This window comes from Citrobacter sp. LJND-P06 (genome assembly GCF_058188415.1).
The window spans coordinates 1,293,550-1,315,502 of record NZ_CP187317.1 but is presented as its reverse complement, the minus strand read 5'-3'; the positions used below and the strand labels follow the sequence as shown (position 1 = coordinate 1,315,502).

Genomic DNA, 21,953 nt, shown 5'->3' with positions numbered 1-21,953 from the left:
AAAAAACCCCCGACAGGCGGGGGTTCAAAAAGGAAATGTCACGCCCGAGTAGAATCAGGCGTTAGCGTCTTTCACTTCGCGGATGCGGTCTTGATACTCACGCAATTTTTGCGGGGTCATCATTCTGCGTTGGTCGTCAAGCACCACGCCGCCTACTTCGTCGGCGATATGCTGTGCAGACTGAAGCATCAGCTTAAAGTTTTGCAGTTCATCGCCGTAGGACGGCACCTGCATGAAAATAGTCACACCTGGAGTGGTAAAATCACCTGTCATTTCAGGATCAAATGTCCCTGGATTGACCATATTTGCCAGGCTGAATAACGCAGGGCCGCTACCATCCGGGCTTAAATGACGATGGAAAATATTCATATCGCCAAACTTAAAGCCGGCTTGCTGAATGCTGTTCAGCAGGATATCACCGTTCAATTCGGTGCCATGATGCGCCGCAACGTTCATGATAATGACCGCTTCTTTGCGCTGTGGTTTTTCAGGCGCTGGCGGCGGCGTTTCCGCGACAGGTTCCGGCTGAGGTTTTGACTCTACAACGGGCTCCGCAGGCTGGAATGTTTGCGGCGCAGGTTGCGAGGCAGGCTGCACAGGCTGTTGAACCGGTTGCACCTGCGGCGAGGCCGGTTGTTGTACCGGCTGATGCTGCACAGGCTGTTGTACCGGTTGCGGCTGTTGCAGCGGCTGCGGCGGTACCGACGCGCCAGGCGGTTGCTGAGCCGGTTGACGCGGCTGCGCAGACGCATAAGGCGGCTGGTACTGGTGTTGCGGCGGCTGGCGAGGTGCGTCATGCTCCTGCGCATTGCCCGGGGCATGATTTACGCGGTGAACACGAACTTCACCCACGCCTTCGTCGTCTTGATCGACATCGTCGTCTAACGACTCGTCGTCACGTTTTGATTTCATGCGTTTTAGTGGACGATCGCGGAACATAGAAGATCGTTCTTTACGGCTGGTCCAGAAACCATGTACCAGTAAAGCGATTATGGCGATCGCGCCAACAATGATTAATATCAGACGCAAATCCTGCATCATTATATTCTCTGTTGTTCTAACACCTTGCCACCACGGCAAACATTTACTCACTAAGAGTATTTGCCGATTACCTCAAGTGCAAGTGGACTCTTGTCTTTCACAGCATAAAGATGAACGAAATTGTACTTTTTGCTGTTTTTTCGAACATTTCTTAACTGTCCACCAGGCCACAACACGGTAAGATAGACAAAGTTTAGCCGGGGCTTAAACAAAAGGAGCATGTCCTGATTATGGTTTCATCATCCGCAACTGCGCCACGCAGTGGTTTCTATTATTTTTCTCAGGGATGGAAGTTGGTCACCCAACCGGGTATCCGTCGTTTTGTGATTTTACCTTTGATGGTCAACATTCTGTTGATGGGCAGCGCGTTCTGGTGGCTGTTTACCGAACTGGACACTTGGGTTCCTTCGCTGATGAGCCATGTGCCGGACTGGCTACAGTGGTTAAGTTACCTGCTGTGGCCGATTATCGTCCTCTCCGTGCTGCTGGTTTTCGGCTATTTTTTCTCGACGCTCGCCAACTGGATAGCTGCGCCGTTTAATGGTTTGCTGGCCGAACAGCTTGAAGCGCGTTTAACCGGGGCGACGCCGCCCGACACCGGCGTACTCGGCATCATGAAGGATGTGCCGCGCATCATGAAACGTGAATGGCAAAAACTGGCGTGGTATCTCCCGCGCGCAATTGCTCTGCTGGTTCTCTATTTTATTCCTGGCATCGGGCAAACCGTCGCGCCGGTACTGTGGTTCTTGTTCAGTGCGTGGATGTTGGCTATTCAATACTGCGACTATCCCTTCGACAACCACAAAGTGCCCTTCAAAGAGATGAGGAACGCCCTGCGGACGAAAAAAGTCACCAATATGCAGTTCGGCGCGCTGACCAGTCTGTTCACCATGCTGCCGGTGCTCAACCTGTTCATTATGCCGGTTGCCGTCTGCGGCGCGACGGCAATGTGGGTGGATTGCTATCGCGATAAACACGCGCTCTGGAAGTAATTGATCTTTTTTCTCTTTGTAAAAAAATTGTGCAAAAAGGGAGTGGCTTATGCCGCTCCTTATTCCATCCGGATCCCCATTATTTCCCTTCTGAATATAGATATGCTAAATCCTTACTTCCGCATATTCTCTGAGCGGGTATGCTAGCCCATGTACCCCAATTTCATACAGTTAAGGACAGGCCATGAGTAAGATTTTTGAAGATAACTCGCTGACTATCGGTCATACGCCGCTGGTTCGACTGAACCGTATCGGTAACGGACGCATTCTGGCGAAGGTGGAATCACGTAACCCGAGCTTCAGCGTCAAATGCCGTATCGGTGCCAATATGATTTGGGATGCCGAAAAACGTGGCGTGCTGAAACCAGGCGTTGAACTGGTTGAGCCGACCAGCGGCAACACGGGTATTGCTCTGGCGTATGTGGCGGCGGCGCGTGGCTACAAACTGACGTTAACCATGCCGGAAACCATGAGCATTGAGCGTCGTAAACTCCTCAAAGCGCTGGGCGCCAATCTGGTACTGACCGAAGGCGCCAAAGGCATGAAAGGCGCAATCCAGAAGGCTGAAGAAATCGTCGCCAGCGATCCGGTTAAGTACCTGCTGCTCCAACAGTTCAGCAACCCGGCAAACCCTGAAATTCATGAGAAAACCACCGGCCCGGAAATTTGGGAAGATACCGACGGTCAGGTCGATGTGTTTATCTCCGGCGTCGGTACCGGCGGCACGCTCACCGGCGTATCCCGCTACATTAAGGGCACGAAAGGCAAAACGGATCTGATAACCATTGCCGTTGAACCGACGGACTCTCCGGTTATTGCTCAGGCGCTGGCAGGCGAAGAACTGAAACCCGGCCCGCATAAAATTCAGGGTATCGGCGCAGGTTTCATCCCCGGCAACCTGGATCTGAAACTGATTGATAAAGTTATCGGCATCACCAACGATGAGGCTATTTCAACCGCACGTCGTCTGATGGAAGAAGAAGGCATTCTTGCGGGCATTTCCTCAGGCGCCGCAGTTGCTGCAGCGCTTAAGCTCCAGCAAGATGAGACCTTTACCGGCAAGAATATTGTGGTTATATTACCTTCATCAGGTGAGCGTTATCTGAGCACTGCATTGTTTGCCGATCTCTTCACTGAGAAGGAACTGCAACAGTAATGCCAGCGTGTTAATAACGCGTAAAAAAGCGCCTTTTGAGGCGCTTTTTTGTGGTCTGCTTCAAAGTTTCACTCCTCCTGGCATTGATTCACCCTGCCGGGTCTGGTATTTAACCAGACTAATTATTTTGATGCGCGAAATTAATCGTTACACGAAAACCGCTAGCTGAATCGATTTTATGATTTGGTTCAAGTCTTCCTTTAGCGGCATAATGTTTAATGACGAGCGAAACGTCAGCGGCCAGAAGTTGCCAGCAACGGAATTGCGTAGAACACCGACTGTGTCGTGCCCGTTTACGCCGGCGCTAACAATACAGGCTAAAGTTGATCCGCCAGGCTAGACTTTAGTTCCACAACACTAAACCTATAAGTTGGGGAAATATAATGTTCCAGCAAGAAGTTACCATTACCGCTCCGAACGGTCTGCACACCCGCCCTGCTGCTCAGTTTGTTAAAGAAGCGAAAGGCTTCACTTCTGATATTACCGTGACCTCCAATGGCAAAAGCGCTAGCGCAAAAAGCCTGTTCAAACTGCAGACTCTGGGCCTGACTCAGGGCACTGTCGTTACCATCTCTGCGGAAGGTGAAGACGAGCAGAAAGCGGTTGAACATCTGGTTAAACTGATGGCGGAACTCGAGTAATTTTCCGGGTTCTTTTAAAAATCAGTCACAAGTAAGGTAGGGTTATGATTTCAGGCATATTAGCATCCCCGGGTATCGCTTTCGGCAAAGCACTGCTGCTGAAAGAAGACGAAATCGTCATTGACCGGAAAAAAATTTCTGCCGACAAGGTTGATCAGGAAGTTGAACGTTTTCTGAGCGGTCGTGCCAAGGCATCTTCGCAACTGGAAGCGATCAAAACGAAAGCTGGTGAAACGTTCGGTGAAGAGAAAGAAGCCATCTTTGAAGGGCATATTATGCTGCTCGAAGATGAGGAGCTGGAGCAGGAAATCATAGCCCTGATTAAAGATAAACACATGACGGCTGACGCAGCCGCGCATGAAATTATCGAAGGTCAGGCCACTGCCCTGGAAGAGCTGGATGATGAATACCTGAAAGAACGTGCGGCTGACGTACGTGACATCGGTAAACGTCTGCTGCGTAATATCCTTGGTCTGGCAATTATCGATCTGAGCGCAATTCAGGACGAAGTTATCCTGGTTGCGGCTGACCTGACGCCGTCAGAAACCGCACAGCTAAACCTGAACAAGGTGCTGGGTTTCATTACTGACGCCGGTGGCCGTACTTCGCACACCTCTATCATGGCGCGTTCTCTGGAACTGCCTGCCATTGTAGGTACGGGTAGCGTTACCGCTCAGGTAAAAAATGACGACTATCTGATTCTGGATGCCGTAAACAACCAGGTTTACGTTAATCCAACGAACGAAGAAATCGAACATCTGCGTGCCGTTCAGGAGCAAGTTGCGACTGAGAAAGCCGAACTGGCGAAACTGAAAGATCTGCCGGCCATCACGCTTGACGGCCATCAGGTTGAGGTTTGCGCTAACATCGGTACTGTACGTGATGTTGAAGGTGCCGAGCGTAACGGCGCTGAAGGTGTTGGCCTGTACCGCACCGAATTCCTGTTCATGGACCGTGACGCCCTGCCCACTGAAGAAGAGCAGTTTGCGGCGTATAAAGCCGTTGCTGAAGCGTGTGGCTCTCAGGCTGTTATCGTACGTACTATGGACATCGGCGGCGACAAAGAGCTGCCGTACATGAACTTCCCGAAAGAAGAGAACCCGTTCCTCGGCTGGCGTGCCGTGCGTATCGCGCTGGATCGCAAAGAGATCCTGCGTGACCAGGTTCGCGCCATCCTGCGGGCGTCTGCTTTCGGTAAATTGCGCATCATGTTCCCGATGATCATCTCTGTTGAAGAAGTACGCGCACTGCGCAAAGAGATCGAAATCTACAAACAGGAACTGCGCGACGAAGGTAAAGCGTTTGACGAGAGCATTGAGATTGGCGTGATGGTGGAAACACCGGCCGCCGCGACGATTGCGCGTCATTTAGCCAAAGAAGTGGACTTCTTTAGTATCGGTACCAATGATTTAACGCAGTATACTCTGGCAGTTGACCGTGGTAATGATATGATTTCACACCTTTACCAGCCAATGTCACCGTCTGTCCTTACGCTTATTAAGCAGGTTATCGATGCTTCTCACGCGGAAGGCAAATGGACTGGCATGTGTGGTGAGCTTGCAGGCGACGAACGTGCTACACTTCTGTTGCTGGGGATGGGTCTGGACGAATTCTCTATGAGCGCCATTTCTATCCCGCGCATTAAGAAGATTATCCGTAACACGAACTTCGAAGATGCGAAGGTGTTAGCAGAGCAGGCTCTTGCTCAACCGACAACGGACGAGTTAATGACGCTGGTTAACAAGTTCATTGAAGAAAAAACAATCTGCTAATCCACGAGATGCGGCCCAATTTACTGCTTAGGAGAAGATCATGGGTTTGTTTGATAAATTGAAATCTCTGGTTTCTGATGATAAGAAAGACACCGGAACTATTGAGATTATTGCTCCGCTCTCTGGCGAGATCGTCAATATCGAAGACGTGCCGGATGTTGTTTTTGCTGAAAAAATCGTTGGTGATGGCATCGCTATCAAACCAACTGGCAACAAAATGGTAGCGCCTGTTGACGGTACTATCGGCAAAATCTTTGAAACCAACCATGCGTTCTCTATCGAATCTGATAGCGGCATTGAGCTGTTCGTTCACTTCGGTATCGACACCGTTGAACTGAAAGGCGAAGGTTTCAAACGTATCGCTGAAGAAGGCCAGCGCGTTAAAGTTGGCGACCCGGTTATTGAATTCGATTTGCCACTGCTGGAAGAAAAAGCCAAGTCTACCCTGACGCCGGTTGTTATCTCCAACATGGACGAAATCAAAGAACTGATCAAACTGTCCGGTAGCGTGACTGTGGGTGAAACCCCGGTTATCCGCATCAAGAAGTAATTCTTGCCGCAGTGAAGAATGGCGCCAGATGGCGCCATTTTTTTTACACGTCATCCGGCCTGTCTGATGGCGCTACGCTTATCAGACCTACGCGATTTGTCACCACGAAATGGGATCACCTGGCATCGGTGCTGTGGTCACAATGGTGAGGTCACCGGGCGATAACACTTTTCACGCATCAGGATTTTCATCCCTTCCGGCCCGCTCTCCAGCATCCGCCTTTCCGAATCTGAAACCTGCAATTCGCACTGATATCCCCCCGCAATCCCGAACATCGCCCGCGCCACACAAATGTCTTCCAGCGCCTCAAGGCCGCTGGTTTCGAAATGGCCAACGACACGTCCCTGCTGGCGAACCACCAACCGATAACTCTTCATCGCGCCTCCCCTGCCGGGGGCAGTATCAGTTCATCGCAGCCGCATTGCTGGGTCCAGCTCATCACCTCAAGTACGCGCTCGGCGGCATTTCGCGCGGCATCCGCCAGCGGTTTTTGCTGCACAATTCCGCTAATCAGTTCGGCGCAGAACAGATCGCCAGTACCTTTGAGATCTGTTTCCAGACGCGGGTGTTCAATGACATCCACTGAATCGGCGGTCACCACCGCAACATTTATCGTCTCATCGGTTTCACCCGGCGCGCTGGTGATAACTACCCATTGCAAGGTATCGGAAAGTAGTGATTTGGCGGCGATCACGGCATCATCCAGCGTTCCGCACGGCTTCCCGCTCAACATTTCCAGCTCGAAGACGTTGGGTGTCAGTCCCTGCGCCAACGGCAGCAGATGGTGGCGATACGCGGCGGGGATTTCCGCTTTCACGTACATGCCGCTGTCCGTGTCGCCTATCACCGGATCCACCAGAATACAGACATCAGGATGCGACTCCCGAACCGTCTTCAGCCACTGCGCCAGCAACGCGATCTGCTCCGCGCTTCCCATATAACCGGTGGTCACGGCTTTAAGTTCGCGCAGTGCGTCACGTTCATTCAACGCCTGAAGATAACCGCGAAACCAGTCGGCAGGGATAATGCCACCATAAAACGTCTGATAATGCGGGGTATTGCTAAACAGTACCGTAGGAACCGGCGTCACCCGTAATCCCTGCGCTTTAATAGCAGGCACCGCAATGCTGTTGCCGACGCTACCATAAACGACCTGTGACTGAACGGCGACAATATCGGTCTGTATCGCCCGATGCGTATCGTCGAAGAGCACTGACTGTATTTCACTCTCCTGCCCCATTGCCTTCTCCTCTCACTGGACAGCGGGCTCACGCCTCACTATTATCGTCATATGCTAAAATTCATTTTGTCATAGGTCAATAATGATCAACGGAAAAACCGCCAACGAAATTTTTGACAATATTCGCCAGCATCTCGCAAGCGGCAGATTGACGCCCGGCGAAACGCTGCCGCCGGTTCGTGAACTGGCGACCGCGCTGGAGATCAACCGCAATACTGTCGCGGCGGCTTACAAGCGGCTGGTCACCTCCGGGCTTGCCGTCAGCCTTGGACGCAACGGGACGGTTCTCAAAGGCACTCCATCGCCCGTCGCGCTCGAAGGAAACAATCCCGGAACACCGCTGACCGATCTCTCTGGCGGTAACCCTGATCCTCAGCGCCTCCCCGATCTTAGCCGTTACTTCACCGCGATAAACCGATCGCCCCGCCTGTATGGCGATGCGGCGGTGTCTCCTGACCTCAAGAAATGGGCTGCGCACTGGATGCAGGATGCAACCCCTCAGGCTGGCGAAATCGATATTACCAGCGGCGCCATTGATGCGATTGAGCGCCTGCTCTGTGCGCATCTGCTGCCTGGCGACAGTGTGGTGGTGGAAGATCCCTGCTTTTTAAGCAGTATCAGTATGCTCCGTTACGCCGGATTTAGCGCAACTCCGGTACTTGTCGATGGCGAAGGCATGTTGCCGGAAGGGCTGGAGCTGGCTCTGCAAAAAGGGGCAAGGGCCGTTATTCTGACCCCGCGGGCACACAACCCAACAGGATGCAGCCTGAGTGCATCGCGCGCGGCGGCGTTACGCGCTATTCTGGCTCGCTACCCGCAAGTGCTGGTGATTGTCGATGATCACTTCGCCCTGCTGTCTTCATCCCCGTGGTATCCGGTCATTGCCCATGAAACGCAGCATTGGGCCGTGGTTCGCTCCATGTCGAAAACGCTCGGCCCTGACCTGCGCCTCGCCATCGTGAGTAGCGACGCAGCTACCTCGGCGAAGCTTCGTTTACGGTTGAATTCCGGCAGTCAGTGGGTCAGTCATCTGTTACAGGATCTCGTCTGCGCCTGTCTGACCGACGAGGACTACCAGCAATCGCTTCACAACACCCGTCAGTTTTATGCATCTCAGCAACAAAAACTGGCGGCAGCATTACGCCGTCAGGGTATTGATTCCGTCTCTCCCGGCGACGGCCTGAATCTGTGGCTACCGCTTCATGACGCAAGCCAGGCGGTTGCGTTTAAACTGGCAAAATCAGGATGGCTGGTGCGTGAAGGCGAAGTGTTTGCCGTGAATACGCCAGCCCACGGCCTGCGCATTACGCTGTCGACACTGGGCGACAGCGACATCAACACGCTGGCGGCTGATATTCATCAGGCGCTGAAACGCTAACAGGAGAATACAAGTGCGAGTTCATTTTGTTGTTCACGAGTCGTTCGAATCAACCGGAGCGTATCTGCAATGGGCTGAAGCACGTGGTTACGCCATCTCCTGGTCCCGCGTCTATAGCGCAGAGCCCCTCCCCGCGAACGCCGATGATTTCGATATGCTGGTGGTATTTGGCGGGCCGCAGTCACCGCGCACTACACTTGCCGAGTGCCCATATTTTGACTCACTGGCCGAGCAGCATCTGATAAATCAGGCCATAGTCGCACAACGGATTGTGGTGGGGATCTGTTTAGGCTCACAACTGATTGGCGAGGCACTCGGGGCGAAAGTGTGTCAAAGCCCGGAAAAAGAGATTGGTCATTATCCCATTACGCTGACCGAGGCAGGTCAACAGCATCCGTTGGTTGCTCACTTTGGCTCCCCGTTGATGGTGGGTCACTGGCACAACGACATGCCGGGATTAACCGACCAGGCAACGGTACTTGCCACAAGCGCAGGCTGCCCACGGCAAATCGTGCAGTACGGTAATTTTGTTTATGGTTTTCAGTGCCATATGGAGTTTACCGCTGAAGCGGTTGCCGGACTGATTCAGCATTCCGAACAGGAACTGGCAGAAGCCAAAGGGAAACGCTTTATTCGCTCGAACGCGGAAATGCGTGAATGGGATTACCGGGAAATGAATGAAAAATTGTGGCAGTTCCTTGATAAGCTTGTAGAAAAACGTAACGATTGATCATGACAGGCCGGATAAGACGCTTTACGTCGTCATCCGGCGATCGTGCCGTATGTTTGCCTGATGGCGCTATGCTTATCAGGCCTACAAGCTATATCCCTAATCCCTGGCTGAAATGCTCTTCGCCAAAGACGCCAGTCGACAGATAGCGATCGCCGCGATCGCAGATGATCGCCACGACGACAGTACCCGGATTCGCTTTCGCCACGCGCAGCGCCCCCGCCACCGCACCGCCGGAGCTGACGCCGCAGAAAATGCCTTCACGCACCGCCAGTTCACGCATCGTGTTTTCAGCGTCGTCCTGATGAATATCTAATACTTCATCCACCAGCGAAGCGTTAAAAATCCCCGGCATATATTCTGCCGGCCAGCGACGAATACCCGGAATACTGCTGCCTTCTTCAGGCTGCAACCCGACAATCGTCACCGGTTTCTCTTGTTCACGCAGAAAACGCGACACGCCGGTAATGGTGCCGGTCGTCCCCATACTGGAGACGAAATGGGTGATCCGCCCGGACGTTTGCTGCCAGATTTCGGGGCCGGTAGTGGTGTAGTGCGCGTACGGGTTATCCGGATTGTTAAACTGATCCAGCAGTTTGCCTTCACCGCGATTCGCCATTTCCAGCGCCAAATCCCGCGCCCCTTCCATCCCCTGTTCTTTGGTGACCAGAATCAGCTCAGCACCGTAGGCACGCATGGCGGCGCGTCGTTCCTGACTCATGTTGTCCGGCATTAACAGTTTCATGCGATAGCCTTTCAGCGCCGCAATCATCGCCAGTGCAATTCCGGTGTTGCCGCTGGTTGCTTCAATCAGCACGTCGCCGGGTTTAATGTCGCCCCGCTTCTCCGCCTCGACAATCATCGATAACGCGGCGCGATCTTTTACCGAGCCCGCCGGATTATTGCCTTCCAGTTTGAGCCAAATTTCGCTGCCGTTGTCCGGCCCCAGACGTTGTAATTTAACCAGCGGCGTGTTGCCGATGGTTTGTTCTAATGTATTCACGTTTTCTGCTCATAAAAAAGCCGGGTGGCGCTGCGCTTACCCGGCCGATAAACATACGAATTAACCTATCAGGCCGATTCAGCCAGAGCAAGCTCCGCTTTGCGCGTTTCGATGCGTTGTTCGTCGTTATACAACCGCGCATTTTGCAACCCAACGAACAGGCGCTCGCCGCGAACGGGCGCATCGTCACCCTGCATCACCACCGTCAGCGGCTCGTTGTACCACCCCAAAGGCTGCACAACTAATTGGGTGTAGTGGCCTTTCGGACTGGCTTCCAGCACCTGTACTGGCAACGGTGAGTCAAGGCTGGTGCGACGGCTGATGTCCACTTCCCACGGGCGCAGGAACAGATCGACTGGCCCCTGATACGCTGGCGTATAGCCCAACGGCCAGCGGTGCGCGCCAACGTGAAACTGCCCGCCGCGGATTGTCCCCCGCAGGCGGTTCACCTCACCCATAAACTCCAGGACGAAGCGGGTCGCCGGTTCACGCCATACCTGATCCGGCGCATCGGCCTGCTCAATATTGCCCTGACTCATCACCACCACGCGGTCTGCCACTTCGGTGGCTTCTTCCTGATCGTGCGTCACAAAGACGCTGGTGAATTTCAGCTCTTCATGCAGTTGACGCAACCAGCGACGCAACTCTTTGCGTACCTGCGCGTCAAGCGCGCCAAACGGTTCATCAAGCAACAGAATTTGGGGTTCCACGGCTAACGCGCGCGCCAGCGCCACGCGCTGTTTCTGCCCGCCGGAAAGCTGCGACGGATACCTGTCTGCCAGATGCGCCAGTTGCACCATCTCCAGCAATTTTGTCACTTTCGCTTTAATTGCCGCCGCATTCGGGCGCTCACGACGCGGCAGCACCGTCAGGCCAAAAGCGATATTGTCGAATACGGTCATATGGCGGAACAGCGCGTAATGCTGGAACACGAAACCGACTTTACGATCGCGCGCATGCAGGCGGCTGACGTCCGTCCCGTGGAAGCGAATATGGCCGCTGGACTGATGTTCCAGCCCGGCGATAATCCGTAACAGCGTGGTCTTTCCAGAACCGGACGGCCCCAGCAGAGCCACCATTTGACCTGAAGGAATATCTAGTGAGATATCGTTCAGCACCAGGGTGCGACCAAAAGACTTCTTAATATTGGCAATCTCAATGCTCATGATTTTCCTCCTGTTGCGCGCGTTTTTCCTGATTTTCCAGGCGCCACTGCAACATGCTCTTCAAAAACAGGGTAATAATCGCCATCAGCGTCAGTAACGCGGCAGCGGTAAAGGAGCCGACGGCGTTGTAGTCCTGCTCCAGTAATTCAATCTGTAGCGGCAGCGACAGGGTTTCACCACGAATCGAACCGGAAACCACCGACACTGCACCAAACTCGCCAATCGCACGGGCGTTGGTCAGCACCACGCCGTACAGCAGCGCCCAGCGAATGTTCGGCAGCGTCACGCGGCGAAACATTTGCCAGCCGGAGGCACCGAGTAAAATCGCCGCTTCGTCTTCCTGGCTCCCCTGGCTTAGCATCACCGGCACCAGTTCACGTACCACAAACGGGCAGGTGACGAAGATAGTGACCAGCACCATGCCCGGCCAGGAGAACATAATTTGCAGGTTGTGCTCATCCAGCCAGCCGCCCAGCGGCCCGTTAGAGCCGTAGAACAGCAGATACACCAGACCGGCGACCACTGGCGAGACGGCAAACGGGATATCCAGCAGCGTCAGCAGCAGTTGGCGACCCGGGAAGTTAAAGCGCGTCACCAGCCACGCCAGCAACACGCCGAACACCAGGTTGACCGGCACGGCAATCAATGCAATCAGCACGGTCAGCCAGATGGCGTGGAGCATGTCCGGGTCGGCCAGGTTCTGTAATACCGGCATCAGTCCTTTGCTGAAGGCCTGCACGAAGATATAAATCATCGGCACCAGCAAAATAAACGTGGACACCAACATGCCCGCGCCAATCAGCAACCATTTCCCCCAGTTAATGCGGGGCGCGTCATAGCGTTTTAATTGAGTAACGTCCGCCATCAGTGACCTACCACACGTCGACCAAAGCGACTTTGCAGAGTGTTAATCGAAAACAGCAGTAACAACGACGCGGCCAGGATAACCGACGCAATCGCGCTCGCCGCCGGATAATCAAACTCCTGCAAGCGAACAAAAATCATCAGCGATGTCACTTCGGTCTTCCACGCGATATTGCCCGCGATAAAAATCACTGCACCGAATTCACCCAGACTGCGGGTGAAGGAGAGCGCCACGCCTGCCACCAGCGCCGGAGAGAGCTCCGGCAGCACCACTTTGCGAAAGCTCTGCCAGCGGGTCGCACCGAGCGTCTCTGCCGCTTCTTCGTATTCCGGGCCTAACTCTTCCAGAACCGGTTGCACCGTACGTACCACAAACGGAATGCTGGTAAACGCCATCGCCACCGCAATACCGAGCCAGGTATAGGTGACTTTGATATCAAACTTCGCCAGCCACTCGCCGTAAAAACCGTTGACCGAAAACAGCGACGCCAGCGTCAGGCCCGCGACCGCCGTTGGCAGGGCAAACGGCAGATCCATCAACGCATCCAGCAATGTGCGCCCGGGGAAGCGATAGCGGGTTAAAATCCACGCCATCAGCAGGCCGAACACACCGTTAAAAATCGACGCCACAAAGGCCGACAACAGCGTGACTTTATAGGCCGCAACCACCTGCGGGTTGGTGATCACTTCCCAGTACTGCGCCCAGCTCATCTCAGAAAGTTGCATCACCAGCGCGCTGAGCGGCAGCAGCAAAATCAGGCAGACGAACAGCAAGCTGGTGCCCAGACTTAAGGTAAAGCCGGGCAGCACGCGTCTGGAGGAGACGGCTAACATTTACGAACGCCCCGCCGCCAGCAGTTTGTCCAGTTCACCGCCGCTGACAAAATGGGTTTTCATCACCGCAGGCCAGCCGCCAAACTTATCTTCCACGCGGAACAGTTCGGTTTGCGGGAATTTGTCTTTCAGCTTGTCCATCACCGCCGGGTTGTTCACGCGGTAGTAGAAATCAGTAATGATGGTCTGCGCTTCAGGGCTGTAGAGCCAGTTCAGATACGCTTTCGCCGCCTTCTCAGTACCGTTGGCCTGCACGTTTTTATCTACCCACGCCACGGGAAACTCAGCGAGGATATTCACCTTCGGCACCACCACTTCAAAACCCTGCGCTTCATACTGTTTGCGAATGTTGTTCACTTCCGACTCAAACGTGATCAGCACATCGCCCAGTCCGCGTTCAACAAACGTGGTGGTTGCGCCGCGACCGCCGGTGTCAAACACCTCAACATTCTTCAGGAACTGGGTCATGAATTGCTCGGTTTTGGCTTTATCGCCGCCATCGGCTTTATCCGCCGCACCCCAGGCCGCCAGGTAGGTATAACGCGCATTACCGGAAGTTTTCGGGTTCGGGAAGATCAGTTTCACATCCGTTCGCACCAGGTCGTTCCAGTCGTGAATATTCTTCGGGTTGCCCTTGCGCACCAGGAACGCCATGGTTGAATAGAATGGCGAACTGTTATTTGGCAGACGGCTTTGCCAGTCCGCCGGGAGAAGCTTGCCTTTATCGTGCAGGATCTGCACATCCGTGACCTGGTTGTAGGTGACGACATCGGCTTTCAGGCCCTGCAAAATCGCCAGCGCCTGTTTTGATGACCCGGCATGAGATTGTTTAATCGTCAGTTTGTCGCCGCCGTTGTCTTTCGCCCATTGCTGTTCAAACGGCGGGTTCAGGGCGGCAAACAGCTCGCGGGAGACATCGTATGAACTGTTCAGCAGTTCCGTTGCCTGCGCCTGCGTGGCCAGTAACAGACTTGCTACCAGCGTCAGGGTTCTTTTTTTCAGTAAGTTAACGGCCATTGCGCACCCTTATAAATTTAATGACGTAGAGCCTGCCCCATTAGGTGTAATTGTTGCAGGCAGTTTGGACACGGACAGCGCGCAAGAACCGGAGCGTACACAGAGTACGTGAGGATTATTCGCTACGCTCCCCTTCCGGGCCGCCCTGAAGGGCGTTCAAAACTCGATGAGTTTTGTCTGAGCACTGCCCGGGGTCCAAAATGCCAAATAAAATAGCCTAATGGGTCAGACTCTTTCTATTTGCCATCATATTTATAACTAAGGTGAAAGGAGTAACGGTTTTATATACCGTTTGATGATTTGAAAGTTGAAAAGAGAATAAGGGAACACCTCCCCACCGACGGTGAGGAGGTTCTGGGCGTTAATCAGACTCCGACGCTGACGCTTTCCGGCAGCGTGCTGCCACCGTCAATGACGTTTTGCGTGCCCGTCAGGTAACTGGATTCATCGGAGGCGAGGAAGGCCGCAAGTTCACCGACTTCAAGCGGGCTCGCCAGGCGGCGCATTGGGATCGCTTTCGCCATCTCGGTCAGCACGGATTCGGGATCGTCCGGATTGGACTGCCGGGCAATGCTTTCCGCCATTGGGGTGCGCACGTAGCCTGGGCAGATAGCATTTACACGAATTCCCGACTGCGCGAACTCCACGGCCAGTGATTTGGTGAGGCCGATCAGCGCCGCTTTGGATAAGGCATAGGCGGTTTCGCCTGGGTCAGCAACCATATCGCCCGTCACGGAAGACATCATCACGATGCGACCGTCGTTACGCTCGATCATTTCGGGCAGTACGGCTTTGGTGACGTTCCAGACACCTTTAATATTGATATCAATATGTAGATCCCGGTCTTCCTCGCTCATGTCGAGAAAGTTACCTAACCGGCAAACGCCTGCGTTGTTGACAAGAATATCAATTTTACCTTCCGTCGCTTTCGCGCGGGCAATGGCGGCGGCAACAGAAGCAGCATCCCTGACATCAGCATGAACCGCCGTACAACGATGGCCGCGTCCCCCCAGCTCATCCGCCAGTTTTTCAATCTCATCGGAGATGTCCAACAAAATTAAGTTCGCGCCATGGCGGGCAAACACTCTGGCGATCCCTTCGCCGATACCTTGAGACGCGCCCGTAATCAGTGCTGTTTTACCCGTGAGTTTACCCATTTCAATGTTCTCCATTTGAATACAGAGCCATACACTCCATTAACACTGAAAATACAGCAATAACAAATAAGTGCTGCGGAACAGCTCACTAATTCAGGTAAATCTTAAGTAAAAAATCAGCACGCTATTTCCCCTGCGGTTTATTCAACGGCCACTGCGTTCGATTATGCGCAGGGATGCAATGATTCACATTGTGTTTAATTCTATGAAATATATGATTCCAGTTATTCGCCTGGGTAACAACGAACCTGTAAGGAAACACACATCATGCAATTTGAGAAGATGATTACCGAAGGCGCTCACTGCGCTTGTGAGGAATAACGCGAATGGCAAAAGACATCAGTAATGAACTCCTGAATCGCATCCTCGACCAGGTCGGCGGCGCGGCTAACATTGCCAAATGCGGCAACTGCATGACCCGCTTGCGGCTGTCGGTGCATGACAGCAGTCTGGTGGATCCCGCCATTAAAACGCTGGAGGGCGTAAAAGGCGTCGTTATCTCTGATGACCAGGTGCAGGTCATTTTTGGCCCGGGTAAAGCACAACGCGCGGCAGATGCGATGAAGGTGTTGCTTGGCGAAACAGTAACACCGCAGGCTGCGGAAATCGCGGCGCAGAACAAACGCCAGATTAAAGCGAAGCAGACATCCGGGATTCAGCAATTTCTGTCAACGTTTGCCACTATTTTCACCCCGCTGATCCCCGGCTTTATTGCCGCGGGTCTGCTACTCGGGATTGCGACGCTCATCGGCACCGTGATGCACGTCCCGGCCGATGCCACCGGCACGCTTGCCGATGCGCTGAACTTTATGAAGGTTTTCAGCAAAGGCCTCTTTACCTTTCTGGTCATCCTGATTGGTTATAACGCCGCGCAAGCATTTGGCGGCACAGGGGTTAACGGCGCAATCATCGCCTCGCTGTTCTTGCTGGGATACAACCCAGGCGCCACCACGGGTTATTACTCCGGTCTTCAGGATTTCTTCGGACTGACGATAGACCCGCGTGGCAACATTATTGGCGTGCTGATCGCCGCCTGGGCCAGCGCACGCATTGAAGGTCTGATTCGCCGTTTTATGCCTGACGATCTGGATATGCTGTTGACCTCCATGCTCACCCTGGTGATCACGGCTATCCTGGCGTATCTGGTGATTATGCCGCTGGGCGGATGGCTGTTCGAAGGGATGTCGTGGCTCTTTATTCATCTCAACAGCAACCCGCTGGGTTGTGCCGTCCTTGCCGGGCTTTTTCTGATTTCGGTCGTCTTTGGCGTCCATCAGGGCTTTATTCCCGTCTATCTGGCGTTGATGAGCAGTCAGGGTTTTAACAGCCTGTTTCCGATTCTTTCCATGGCGGGCGCGGGTCAGGTCGGCGCCGCGCTGGCGCTCTACTGGCGGGCAGAAAAACACAGCACGTTACGCAGTCAGGTTCGCGGTGCGATCATTCCAGGCTTACTCGGCGTCGGCGAACCGCTGATTTATGGCGTCACATTACCGCGAATGAAACCTTTTATCACCGCCTGCTTCGGCGGCGCTGCCGGTGGTCTGTTTATCGGTCTGGTGGCCTGGTCCGGTCTGCCGATGGGGTTAAACAGCGCCTTTGGTCCCTCCGGTCTGGTAGCTCTGCCCTTAATGACCTCCGCGCAAGGCATCCTCCCTGCAATGGCGGTGTATGCAGGCGGTATGCTGGTTTCATACATTGCCGGATTTATTTTTACGGTTCTCTTTGGCTGTCGTAACGTGAATCTGGATTAAAAAGTGAGAGTCACCTGATGCGTTGCCCTCAGTTTTACTGCCCGCGCTACGCTGAAACGTGAATAACAAAAAGGCCAGTCAGTGACATCACTGACTGGCCTTTCACTACTGGCAAAATAACTAACGCCTTACAGCGCCAGCAAACGATCCAGAGACGGTGCAAAATAATATCCGCCGGTGACCGGTCTGGTGAAACGCAACATGGCATCGCGTTTGCCGTCGGTGTCGCCAAACATGCTCAGCAACTGCTGTTCGATGTTGTACAGACGTGCGCAGTAGGCACAGAAATAGAGACCGTGTGTACCGCTGGCCGTCCCGTACGGCAGACTCTGACGGACAATTTTCAGCCCTTTGCCATCCTCTTTCAGATCCACGCGGCTCAGGTGAGACGTCTCTGGGCGATCGTCGCCGTCGATCTCTTCGTTGGCTTCTTTGGTGCGGCCAATCATCATCTCCTGATCGTGGATGCTCATGCGGTTGAGCTGCTTCAGGTTGTGCTCCCAACGCTGCACGAACACATAGCTGCCGCCCGCATCAACGCCGTCTTTAATGACTGCAACTTCACGGCGCGTTTCAGCGCCAGCCGGGTTTTCAGTCCCATCGACAAAGCCGCTGAGGTCACGCTCTTCTACCCAACGGAAACCGTGGATCTCTTCTTTCACTTCAATGCAGTCACCAAAGGCTTCCATCGCTGCCTGCGCAACGGAGAAATTCACGTCATGGCGCAGGGACAAAATATGGATAAGCACGTCGTACTGCGTGGCCGGCGCCAGACCTTTACCGTAAGGGATAAAATCTTTCAGCTCTTCTGCACCCACGCCGCCGCTGAGGGCGCGCCAGGTGTTGTTGCCGAAAGCCACAACGGCGCCCAGATGCGCATCCGGGAATTTTGTTTCGAAGGTCGCCAGTTTGTCGGCAAACGCTTTGCTCGCCGCACGCAGGGCATCAACCTCCCCTTTAACATTGGCTTCAATCCAAATCGCCGCACGGCAATGTTCTGGCAAAATGCCACTCTGAACCTGAGACATTATTCCTCCTGAATATGAGAATGCCACGACTGGGTGGCATTATTGATGGGGGCTATTGTAACCGTTTTTTCTGCGGGGCGGTTTGTTCAGACGCAAATTAACGACGCCAGATAATTTTGCTCACCGTCCAGTTTTTCAGCGTGTCATCAGAGGGCATCAACCCTTCTGGGCCGCTCCACTCGCCAGAAAAAACATAGCTAACGTGCTGACTTCCTTGCGCTTTACACTCAACGGCATTGCTGTCGTCACCAGACGCCAGCTCGCAGTTGCCGAAGGCCTTACTGTAAAGGTCGCTAAACGGCGTACCGATCTCAACGCCAGTGTGAGCCGGGATCTCACGGTCTAATACAGCAATCCGGCTAATGGTTCCCTGGTCGCCGTTGATCACCATCGCCAGTTGGTCACCCTTCATCGCCTCGTAATAACGTACAACATTGCCGTTATCCGTTTTCATCCCACTACGCAGGCGATAGTCACCATCCAGCGCATCGGCAATGGCATTTTCATCAAGCGGGGTGGATGCCGTTAATGTCCCAACGCCTTGTTCGGTGACTTCTGTCGATGAGCCAAACCAGTTCCACGGATTTGCGGCAGACCAGTTCACAGACGAGAGCGTCGAACAGCCGGTCAGCGCCAGCGGCATCGCACATAAAAGCAAACGCAGCGATTTCATCTCACTTCCTTTCTTTATTAATCAACGTTGATTGGAGTCCGGCTTCGTTAAAAAGTGCCGTTATTCTTTTTCAATGGCAAAGCAGGCGCGTAAACGCCGGTGGGTCACCAGCCAGATAAGGGCGATGATATCCACGACGACCAGCGCCAGGCCGACGCCGCTGACCGGCTCCCCCATCAACCACAATATCGGTTGCCAACACAGCAGAACCGATTGGGCTAAAATCAACAGCGCGCGAAATCTGTGCCACAAAACCGGAAACGCAAAGCGCCGCCCGCTGAGTAAAAACGCCAGCACGGCGGGTACGCCAGGGATGAGCCCCAGCCAAAAAGAATCATGATCGGGATAAAACAGATTAAGCAGCGTATTGCCCTGGTCACGCGATGAACCCGCAATCACAAACAAGACCCAGGTGCGCGCCTGTAGCAGCAAAACGCACCAGAACAGAAAAGGCAGGCGTAAACGTCCGTGACTGTCATAGTCGCCGGGATGAAACTCAATACTCTTCATCTTCAATCAAACGCTTACCCAAATTCAGCACGTCGCTGTGCTCGTAGCCCAGGCGCTCATACATGCCCAGCACGACGTCGTTTTCGTCCCGCACCCTTATCTGAATTTTCGGGCAGCCGCGGGCAATCAGCTTTTTCTCCAGTCGGTTCAGCAACGCATTGGCGATACCGCGACCGCGAAACTCCGGGTGCACGCCAAGATAATACGCCGAGCCGCGATGCCCGTCGTATCCCCCCATCACCGTGCCGACAACTTCGCCGTTCACCTCAGCGACCAGGAACAAGCTGACGTCATGGTTCACCTTGCGCTCGATATCCATTTCCGGATCGTTCCATGGACGCAACAGATCGCAGCGCTCCCAGAGAGTGATTACCTCTTCGAAATCTTGCTGGCGGAAAACGCGTATCTCCATGGGATGAGTTACCTTTTAGGGTTAAAAACTGTGATTATGGCGCGATCGTCTGATTTAGCCAATATCTGACGCGAAGCGGTGAAAAAAATGGCATAATAGCGCATTGTCACGTATTGAAATGAAACGTAAAACAATTCTCATCCTGAACAGTCGTAACGGATTACGCGATACGATATACATACCCGGAATCATTCGTCGCCAACGTACATGCAACGTGAAGTATGACGGGTACATCTGGAACTTATATTTATTACAACTCAGGCCGTATGAGCACTTTTAAACCACTAAAAACTCTCACATCGCGCCGCCAGGTGCTGAAAGCTGGGCTGGCTGCCCTGACGCTGTCAGGCATGTCAAACGCCATCGCCAAAGAAGAACCACTGAAAACCAGTAACGGTCACAGTACGCCGAAAGCTAAAAAAGCAGGGGCCAGACGTGTTGTAATGCTCGACCCCGGACACGGTGGAATCGACACTGGCGCCATTGGTCGTAACGGTTCGAAAGAGAAACACGTCGTACTGGCTATTGCCAAAAACGTCCGTTCAATCTTGCGCGGTCAGGGAATTGATGCGCGTTTAACCCGCAGCGGCGACACGTTTATTCCGCTATACGATCGCGTTGAGATTGCCCACAAACACGGCGCTGACCTGTTCATGTCCATTCACGCCGATGGCTTTACCAACCCGTCTGCCGCTGGCGCGTCTGTTTTCGCACTTTCCAATCGCGGCGCCAGTAGCGCCATGGCGAAATACCTTTCCGATCGCGAGAACCGGGCCGATGAAGTCGCGGGCAAAAAAACCACCGACAAAGATCATCTGTTGCAGCAGGTGCTTTTCGACCTGGTACAGACGGACACCATTAAAAACAGCCTGACGCTGGGATCGCATATTCTCAGGAAGATCAAACCCGTGCATCGTCTGCATACGCGCAGTACAGAGCAGGCCGCGTTCGTGGTGCTAAAATCACCGTCAATTCCGTCGGTGCTGGTTGAAACCTCTTTTATCACCAATCCGGAAGAGGAACGCCTGTTGGGCACAGCCGCATTCCGGCAAAAAATTGCCACCGCCATCGCCAACGGCGTGATCAGCTATTTTCACTGGTTCGATAACCAGAAAGCCCACTCGAAGAAACGTTAACCATGAAACCCGATGCACAACGCGTGAAACAGTTCCTGCTGAGTTTGCAGGATGACATTTGCCAGCAATTGTCAGCGGTCGATGGCGCCAGCTTCGTTGAAGACAACTGGCAGCGTGAAGCGGGTGGCGGCGGACGCAGCCGGGTGTTGCGCAGCGGTGGAATATTTGAACAGGCGGGCGTCAATTTTTCCCATGTTCACGGCGATGCCATGCCCGCATCCGCCACAGCACATCGGCCTGAGCTGGCGGGGCGCAGTTTTGAAGCGATGGGTGTCTCGCTGGTGGTACATCCGCTGAACCCGTACATTCCAACCAGCCATGCCAACGTGCGTTTTTTCATTGCAGAGAAACCCGGTGCGGATCCGGTCTGGTGGTTTGGCGGAGGCTTTGATCTCACGCCCTACTACGGCTTTGAAGAGGATGCCCTTCACTGGCACCGCACGGCGCGTGACGTATGCCAGCCGTTCGGCGATGACGTTTATCCGCGCTATAAAAAATGGTGCGACGACTACTTCTTCCTCAAACACCGCAACGAACAGCGCGGTATTGGCGGGCTGTTCTTTGACGACCTGAACACGCCGAATTTCGACCGTTGTTTTGCCTTTATGCAAGCAGTCGGTAAAGGGTATAGCGATGCGTACCTGCCGATCGTCGAGCGCCGCAAAACGATGACCTGGGGCGAACGTGAGCGGAACTTCCAGCTCTATCGTCGCGGGCGCTACGTGGAATTCAATCTGGTGTGGGACAGAGGAACGTTGTTTGGTTTGCAAACCGGCGGGCGCACCGAATCCATTTTGATGTCGATGCCGCCGCTGGTTCGCTGGGAATATGACTGGCAACCAGAAGCCGACAGCCCGGAAGCCGCCTTAAGCGAGTTTATTCAGGTACGCGAGTGGGTGTGA

Annotated in this window: 23 protein-coding genes; 10 read left to right on the top strand and 13 right to left on the bottom strand. The window is 53.8% G+C overall.

Features of this window, described 5'->3' with window-relative positions; genetic code table 11:
• Window positions 1–54: 54 nt before the first annotated feature.
• Window positions 55–1,041, bottom strand: a complete 987-nt coding sequence (gene zipA / locus ACO7SM_RS06315; RefSeq protein WP_490470131.1) for a cell division protein ZipA — start codon at window positions 1,039–1,041, stop codon at window positions 55–57.
• A gap of 230 nt (window positions 1,042–1,271) precedes the next feature.
• Between zipA and cysZ the strand changes: the two genes are divergently transcribed.
• The 5 genes from cysZ to crr all read left to right on the top strand — a co-directional run bounded on the left by cysZ (window position 1,272) and on the right by crr (window position 6,152).
• On the top strand, window positions 1,272–2,033 hold the full coding sequence (gene cysZ, locus ACO7SM_RS06310; RefSeq protein ID WP_490470130.1) for a sulfate transporter CysZ: 762 nt from the start codon (window positions 1,272–1,274) through the stop codon (window positions 2,031–2,033).
• Between the two features lie 184 nt (window positions 2,034–2,217).
• Entirely contained in the window at window positions 2,218–3,189 is a 972-nt protein-coding gene (gene cysK / locus ACO7SM_RS06305) for a cysteine synthase A (protein ID WP_490470129.1), read from the top strand.
• Window positions 3,190–3,572: 383 nt separating this feature from the next.
• Window positions 3,573–3,830, top strand: coding sequence for a phosphocarrier protein Hpr (gene ptsH / locus ACO7SM_RS06300; RefSeq protein WP_004936458.1), 258 nt, complete (start codon window positions 3,573–3,575; stop codon window positions 3,828–3,830).
• A 44-nt stretch (window positions 3,831–3,874) separates the two neighbouring features.
• On the top strand, window positions 3,875–5,602 hold the full coding sequence (ptsI, locus tag ACO7SM_RS06295) for a phosphoenolpyruvate-protein phosphotransferase PtsI (protein ID WP_490470128.1): 1,728 nt from the start codon (window positions 3,875–3,877) through the stop codon (window positions 5,600–5,602).
• A 40-nt stretch (window positions 5,603–5,642) separates the two neighbouring features.
• Window positions 5,643–6,152 carry a PTS glucose transporter subunit IIA gene (gene crr, locus ACO7SM_RS06290; protein WP_008803873.1) on the top strand — a complete coding sequence of 170 codons (510 nt, stop codon included), beginning with the start codon at window positions 5,643–5,645 and terminating at the stop codon, window positions 6,150–6,152.
• A gap of 137 nt (window positions 6,153–6,289) precedes the next feature.
• Here crr and ACO7SM_RS06285 read toward each other — a convergent pair whose 3' ends face one another.
• Together ACO7SM_RS06285 and pdxK are read right to left on the bottom strand one after the other, a co-directional pair.
• Window positions 6,290–6,529 (bottom strand): cytoplasmic protein, encoded by a 240-nt coding sequence (locus ACO7SM_RS06285; RefSeq protein WP_271445102.1) that lies wholly within the window; start codon window positions 6,527–6,529, stop codon window positions 6,290–6,292.
• Window positions 6,526–7,392 (bottom strand): pyridoxine/pyridoxal/pyridoxamine kinase, encoded by an 867-nt coding sequence (pdxK, locus tag ACO7SM_RS06280; protein ID WP_490470127.1) that lies wholly within the window; start codon window positions 7,390–7,392, stop codon window positions 6,526–6,528. The genes ACO7SM_RS06285 and pdxK overlap by 4 nt, the downstream gene beginning before the upstream one ends.
• Before the next feature lie 82 nt (window positions 7,393–7,474).
• Between pdxK and ptsJ the strand changes: the two genes are divergently transcribed.
• Both ptsJ and ACO7SM_RS06270 read left to right on the top strand, forming a co-directional pair.
• Window positions 7,475–8,770: a MocR-like B6 salvage transcription factor PtsJ gene (ptsJ, locus tag ACO7SM_RS06275; RefSeq protein ID WP_490470126.1), complete on the top strand. Its 1,296-nt coding sequence runs from the start codon at window positions 7,475–7,477 to the stop codon at window positions 8,768–8,770.
• Window positions 8,771–8,783: 13 nt separating this feature from the next.
• Entirely contained in the window at window positions 8,784–9,500 is a 717-nt protein-coding gene (locus ACO7SM_RS06270) for a type 1 glutamine amidotransferase (protein ID WP_490470125.1), read from the top strand.
• Between the two features lie 91 nt (window positions 9,501–9,591).
• On the opposite strand, the gene cysM is transcribed toward ACO7SM_RS06270, so the two are convergent.
• The 6 genes from cysM to ucpA form a co-directional block, all read right to left on the bottom strand.
• Window positions 9,592–10,503, bottom strand: coding sequence for a cysteine synthase CysM (gene cysM, locus ACO7SM_RS06265; protein WP_490470124.1), 912 nt, complete (start codon window positions 10,501–10,503; stop codon window positions 9,592–9,594).
• A 68-nt stretch (window positions 10,504–10,571) separates the two neighbouring features.
• A complete protein-coding gene (cysA, locus tag ACO7SM_RS06260) occupies window positions 10,572–11,669 on the bottom strand; it encodes a sulfate/thiosulfate ABC transporter ATP-binding protein CysA (RefSeq protein ID WP_490470123.1) in 1,098 nt (365 codons plus the stop codon).
• Window positions 11,659–12,534 carry a sulfate/thiosulfate ABC transporter permease CysW gene (gene cysW / locus ACO7SM_RS06255; protein ID WP_276294423.1) on the bottom strand — a complete coding sequence of 292 codons (876 nt, stop codon included), beginning with the start codon at window positions 12,532–12,534 and terminating at the stop codon, window positions 11,659–11,661. Before cysW ends, cysA begins: the two co-directional genes overlap by 11 nt.
• Entirely contained in the window at window positions 12,534–13,367 is an 834-nt protein-coding gene (gene cysT, locus ACO7SM_RS06250; RefSeq protein ID WP_192612989.1) for a sulfate/thiosulfate ABC transporter permease CysT, read from the bottom strand. The genes cysW and cysT overlap by 1 nt, the downstream gene beginning before the upstream one ends.
• On the bottom strand, window positions 13,368–14,384 hold the full coding sequence (locus ACO7SM_RS06245) for a sulfate ABC transporter substrate-binding protein (protein WP_490470122.1): 1,017 nt from the start codon (window positions 14,382–14,384) through the stop codon (window positions 13,368–13,370).
• A 365-nt stretch (window positions 14,385–14,749) separates the two neighbouring features.
• A complete protein-coding gene (ucpA, locus tag ACO7SM_RS06240; protein ID WP_192612991.1) occupies window positions 14,750–15,541 on the bottom strand; it encodes an SDR family oxidoreductase UcpA in 792 nt (263 codons plus the stop codon).
• A gap of 326 nt (window positions 15,542–15,867) precedes the next feature.
• Here ucpA and murP point away from each other — a divergent pair, with 326 nt between their 5' ends.
• Window positions 15,868–17,292 (top strand): PTS N-acetylmuramic acid transporter subunit IIBC, encoded by a 1,425-nt coding sequence (gene murP, locus ACO7SM_RS06235; RefSeq protein ID WP_490470121.1) that lies wholly within the window; start codon window positions 15,868–15,870, stop codon window positions 17,290–17,292.
• Window positions 17,293–17,420: 128 nt separating this feature from the next.
• Here murP and yfeX read toward each other — a convergent pair whose 3' ends face one another.
• The 4 genes from yfeX to ACO7SM_RS06215 all read right to left on the bottom strand — a co-directional run bounded on the left by yfeX (window position 17,421) and on the right by ACO7SM_RS06215 (window position 19,915).
• Entirely contained in the window at window positions 17,421–18,320 is a 900-nt protein-coding gene (gene yfeX / locus ACO7SM_RS06230; RefSeq protein ID WP_490470120.1) for a porphyrinogen peroxidase, read from the bottom strand.
• Between the two features lie 97 nt (window positions 18,321–18,417).
• Complete coding sequence (locus ACO7SM_RS06225; RefSeq protein WP_490470119.1) at window positions 18,418–18,993, bottom strand: RpoE-regulated lipoprotein; 576 nt, start codon at window positions 18,991–18,993, stop codon at window positions 18,418–18,420.
• A gap of 60 nt (window positions 18,994–19,053) precedes the next feature.
• Entirely contained in the window at window positions 19,054–19,503 is a 450-nt protein-coding gene (locus ACO7SM_RS06220; protein WP_490470118.1) for a DUF2919 domain-containing protein, read from the bottom strand.
• Window positions 19,490–19,915, bottom strand: coding sequence for a GNAT family acetyltransferase (locus ACO7SM_RS06215; protein ID WP_490470117.1), 426 nt, complete (start codon window positions 19,913–19,915; stop codon window positions 19,490–19,492). Before ACO7SM_RS06215 ends, ACO7SM_RS06220 begins: the two co-directional genes overlap by 14 nt.
• Window positions 19,916–20,181: 266 nt before the next feature.
• Between ACO7SM_RS06215 and amiA the strand changes: the two genes are divergently transcribed.
• A complete protein-coding gene (gene amiA, locus ACO7SM_RS06210) occupies window positions 20,182–21,051 on the top strand; it encodes an N-acetylmuramoyl-L-alanine amidase AmiA (RefSeq protein ID WP_490470116.1) in 870 nt (289 codons plus the stop codon).
• Window positions 21,052–21,053: 2 nt separating this feature from the next.
• Window positions 21,054–21,953, top strand: a complete 900-nt coding sequence (hemF, locus tag ACO7SM_RS06205) for an oxygen-dependent coproporphyrinogen oxidase (protein ID WP_490470115.1) — start codon at window positions 21,054–21,056, stop codon at window positions 21,951–21,953.

Coding starts and splice junctions, on each gene's coding strand:
- ACO7SM_RS06245 (WP_490470122.1), bottom strand. CDS start 14,384: ATGGCCGTTAACTTACTGAAAAAAAGAACCCTGACGCTGGTAGCAAGT.
- ACO7SM_RS06220 (WP_490470118.1), bottom strand. CDS start 19,503: ATGAAGAGTATTGAGTTTCATCCCGGCGACTATGACAGTCACGGACGT.
- cysK (WP_490470129.1), top strand. CDS start 2,218: ATGAGTAAGATTTTTGAAGATAACTCGCTGACTATCGGTCATACGCCG.
- ACO7SM_RS06215 (WP_490470117.1), bottom strand. CDS start 19,915: ATGGAGATACGCGTTTTCCGCCAGCAAGATTTCGAAGAGGTAATCACT.
- ptsJ (WP_490470126.1), top strand. CDS start 7,475: ATGATCAACGGAAAAACCGCCAACGAAATTTTTGACAATATTCGCCAG.
- murP (WP_490470121.1), top strand. CDS start 15,868: ATGGCAAAAGACATCAGTAATGAACTCCTGAATCGCATCCTCGACCAG.
- ucpA (WP_192612991.1), bottom strand. CDS start 15,541: ATGGGTAAACTCACGGGTAAAACAGCACTGATTACGGGCGCGTCTCAA.
- ptsH (WP_004936458.1), top strand. CDS start 3,573: ATGTTCCAGCAAGAAGTTACCATTACCGCTCCGAACGGTCTGCACACC.
- cysT (WP_192612989.1), bottom strand. CDS start 13,367: ATGTTAGCCGTCTCCTCCAGACGCGTGCTGCCCGGCTTTACCTTAAGT.
- amiA (WP_490470116.1), top strand. CDS start 20,182: ATGAGCACTTTTAAACCACTAAAAACTCTCACATCGCGCCGCCAGGTG.
- cysA (WP_490470123.1), bottom strand. CDS start 11,669: ATGAGCATTGAGATTGCCAATATTAAGAAGTCTTTTGGTCGCACCCTG.
- ptsI (WP_490470128.1), top strand. CDS start 3,875: ATGATTTCAGGCATATTAGCATCCCCGGGTATCGCTTTCGGCAAAGCA.
- hemF (WP_490470115.1), top strand. CDS start 21,054: ATGAAACCCGATGCACAACGCGTGAAACAGTTCCTGCTGAGTTTGCAG.
- ACO7SM_RS06225 (WP_490470119.1), bottom strand. CDS start 18,993: ATGAAATCGCTGCGTTTGCTTTTATGTGCGATGCCGCTGGCGCTGACC.
- yfeX (WP_490470120.1), bottom strand. CDS start 18,320: ATGTCTCAGGTTCAGAGTGGCATTTTGCCAGAACATTGCCGTGCGGCG.
- crr (WP_008803873.1), top strand. CDS start 5,643: ATGGGTTTGTTTGATAAATTGAAATCTCTGGTTTCTGATGATAAGAAA.
- pdxK (WP_490470127.1), bottom strand. CDS start 7,392: ATGGGGCAGGAGAGTGAAATACAGTCAGTGCTCTTCGACGATACGCAT.
- cysW (WP_276294423.1), bottom strand. CDS start 12,534: ATGGCGGACGTTACTCAATTAAAACGCTATGACGCGCCCCGCATTAAC.
- ACO7SM_RS06285 (WP_271445102.1), bottom strand. CDS start 6,529: ATGAAGAGTTATCGGTTGGTGGTTCGCCAGCAGGGACGTGTCGTTGGC.
- cysZ (WP_490470130.1), top strand. CDS start 1,272: ATGGTTTCATCATCCGCAACTGCGCCACGCAGTGGTTTCTATTATTTT.
- zipA (WP_490470131.1), bottom strand. CDS start 1,041: ATGATGCAGGATTTGCGTCTGATATTAATCATTGTTGGCGCGATCGCC.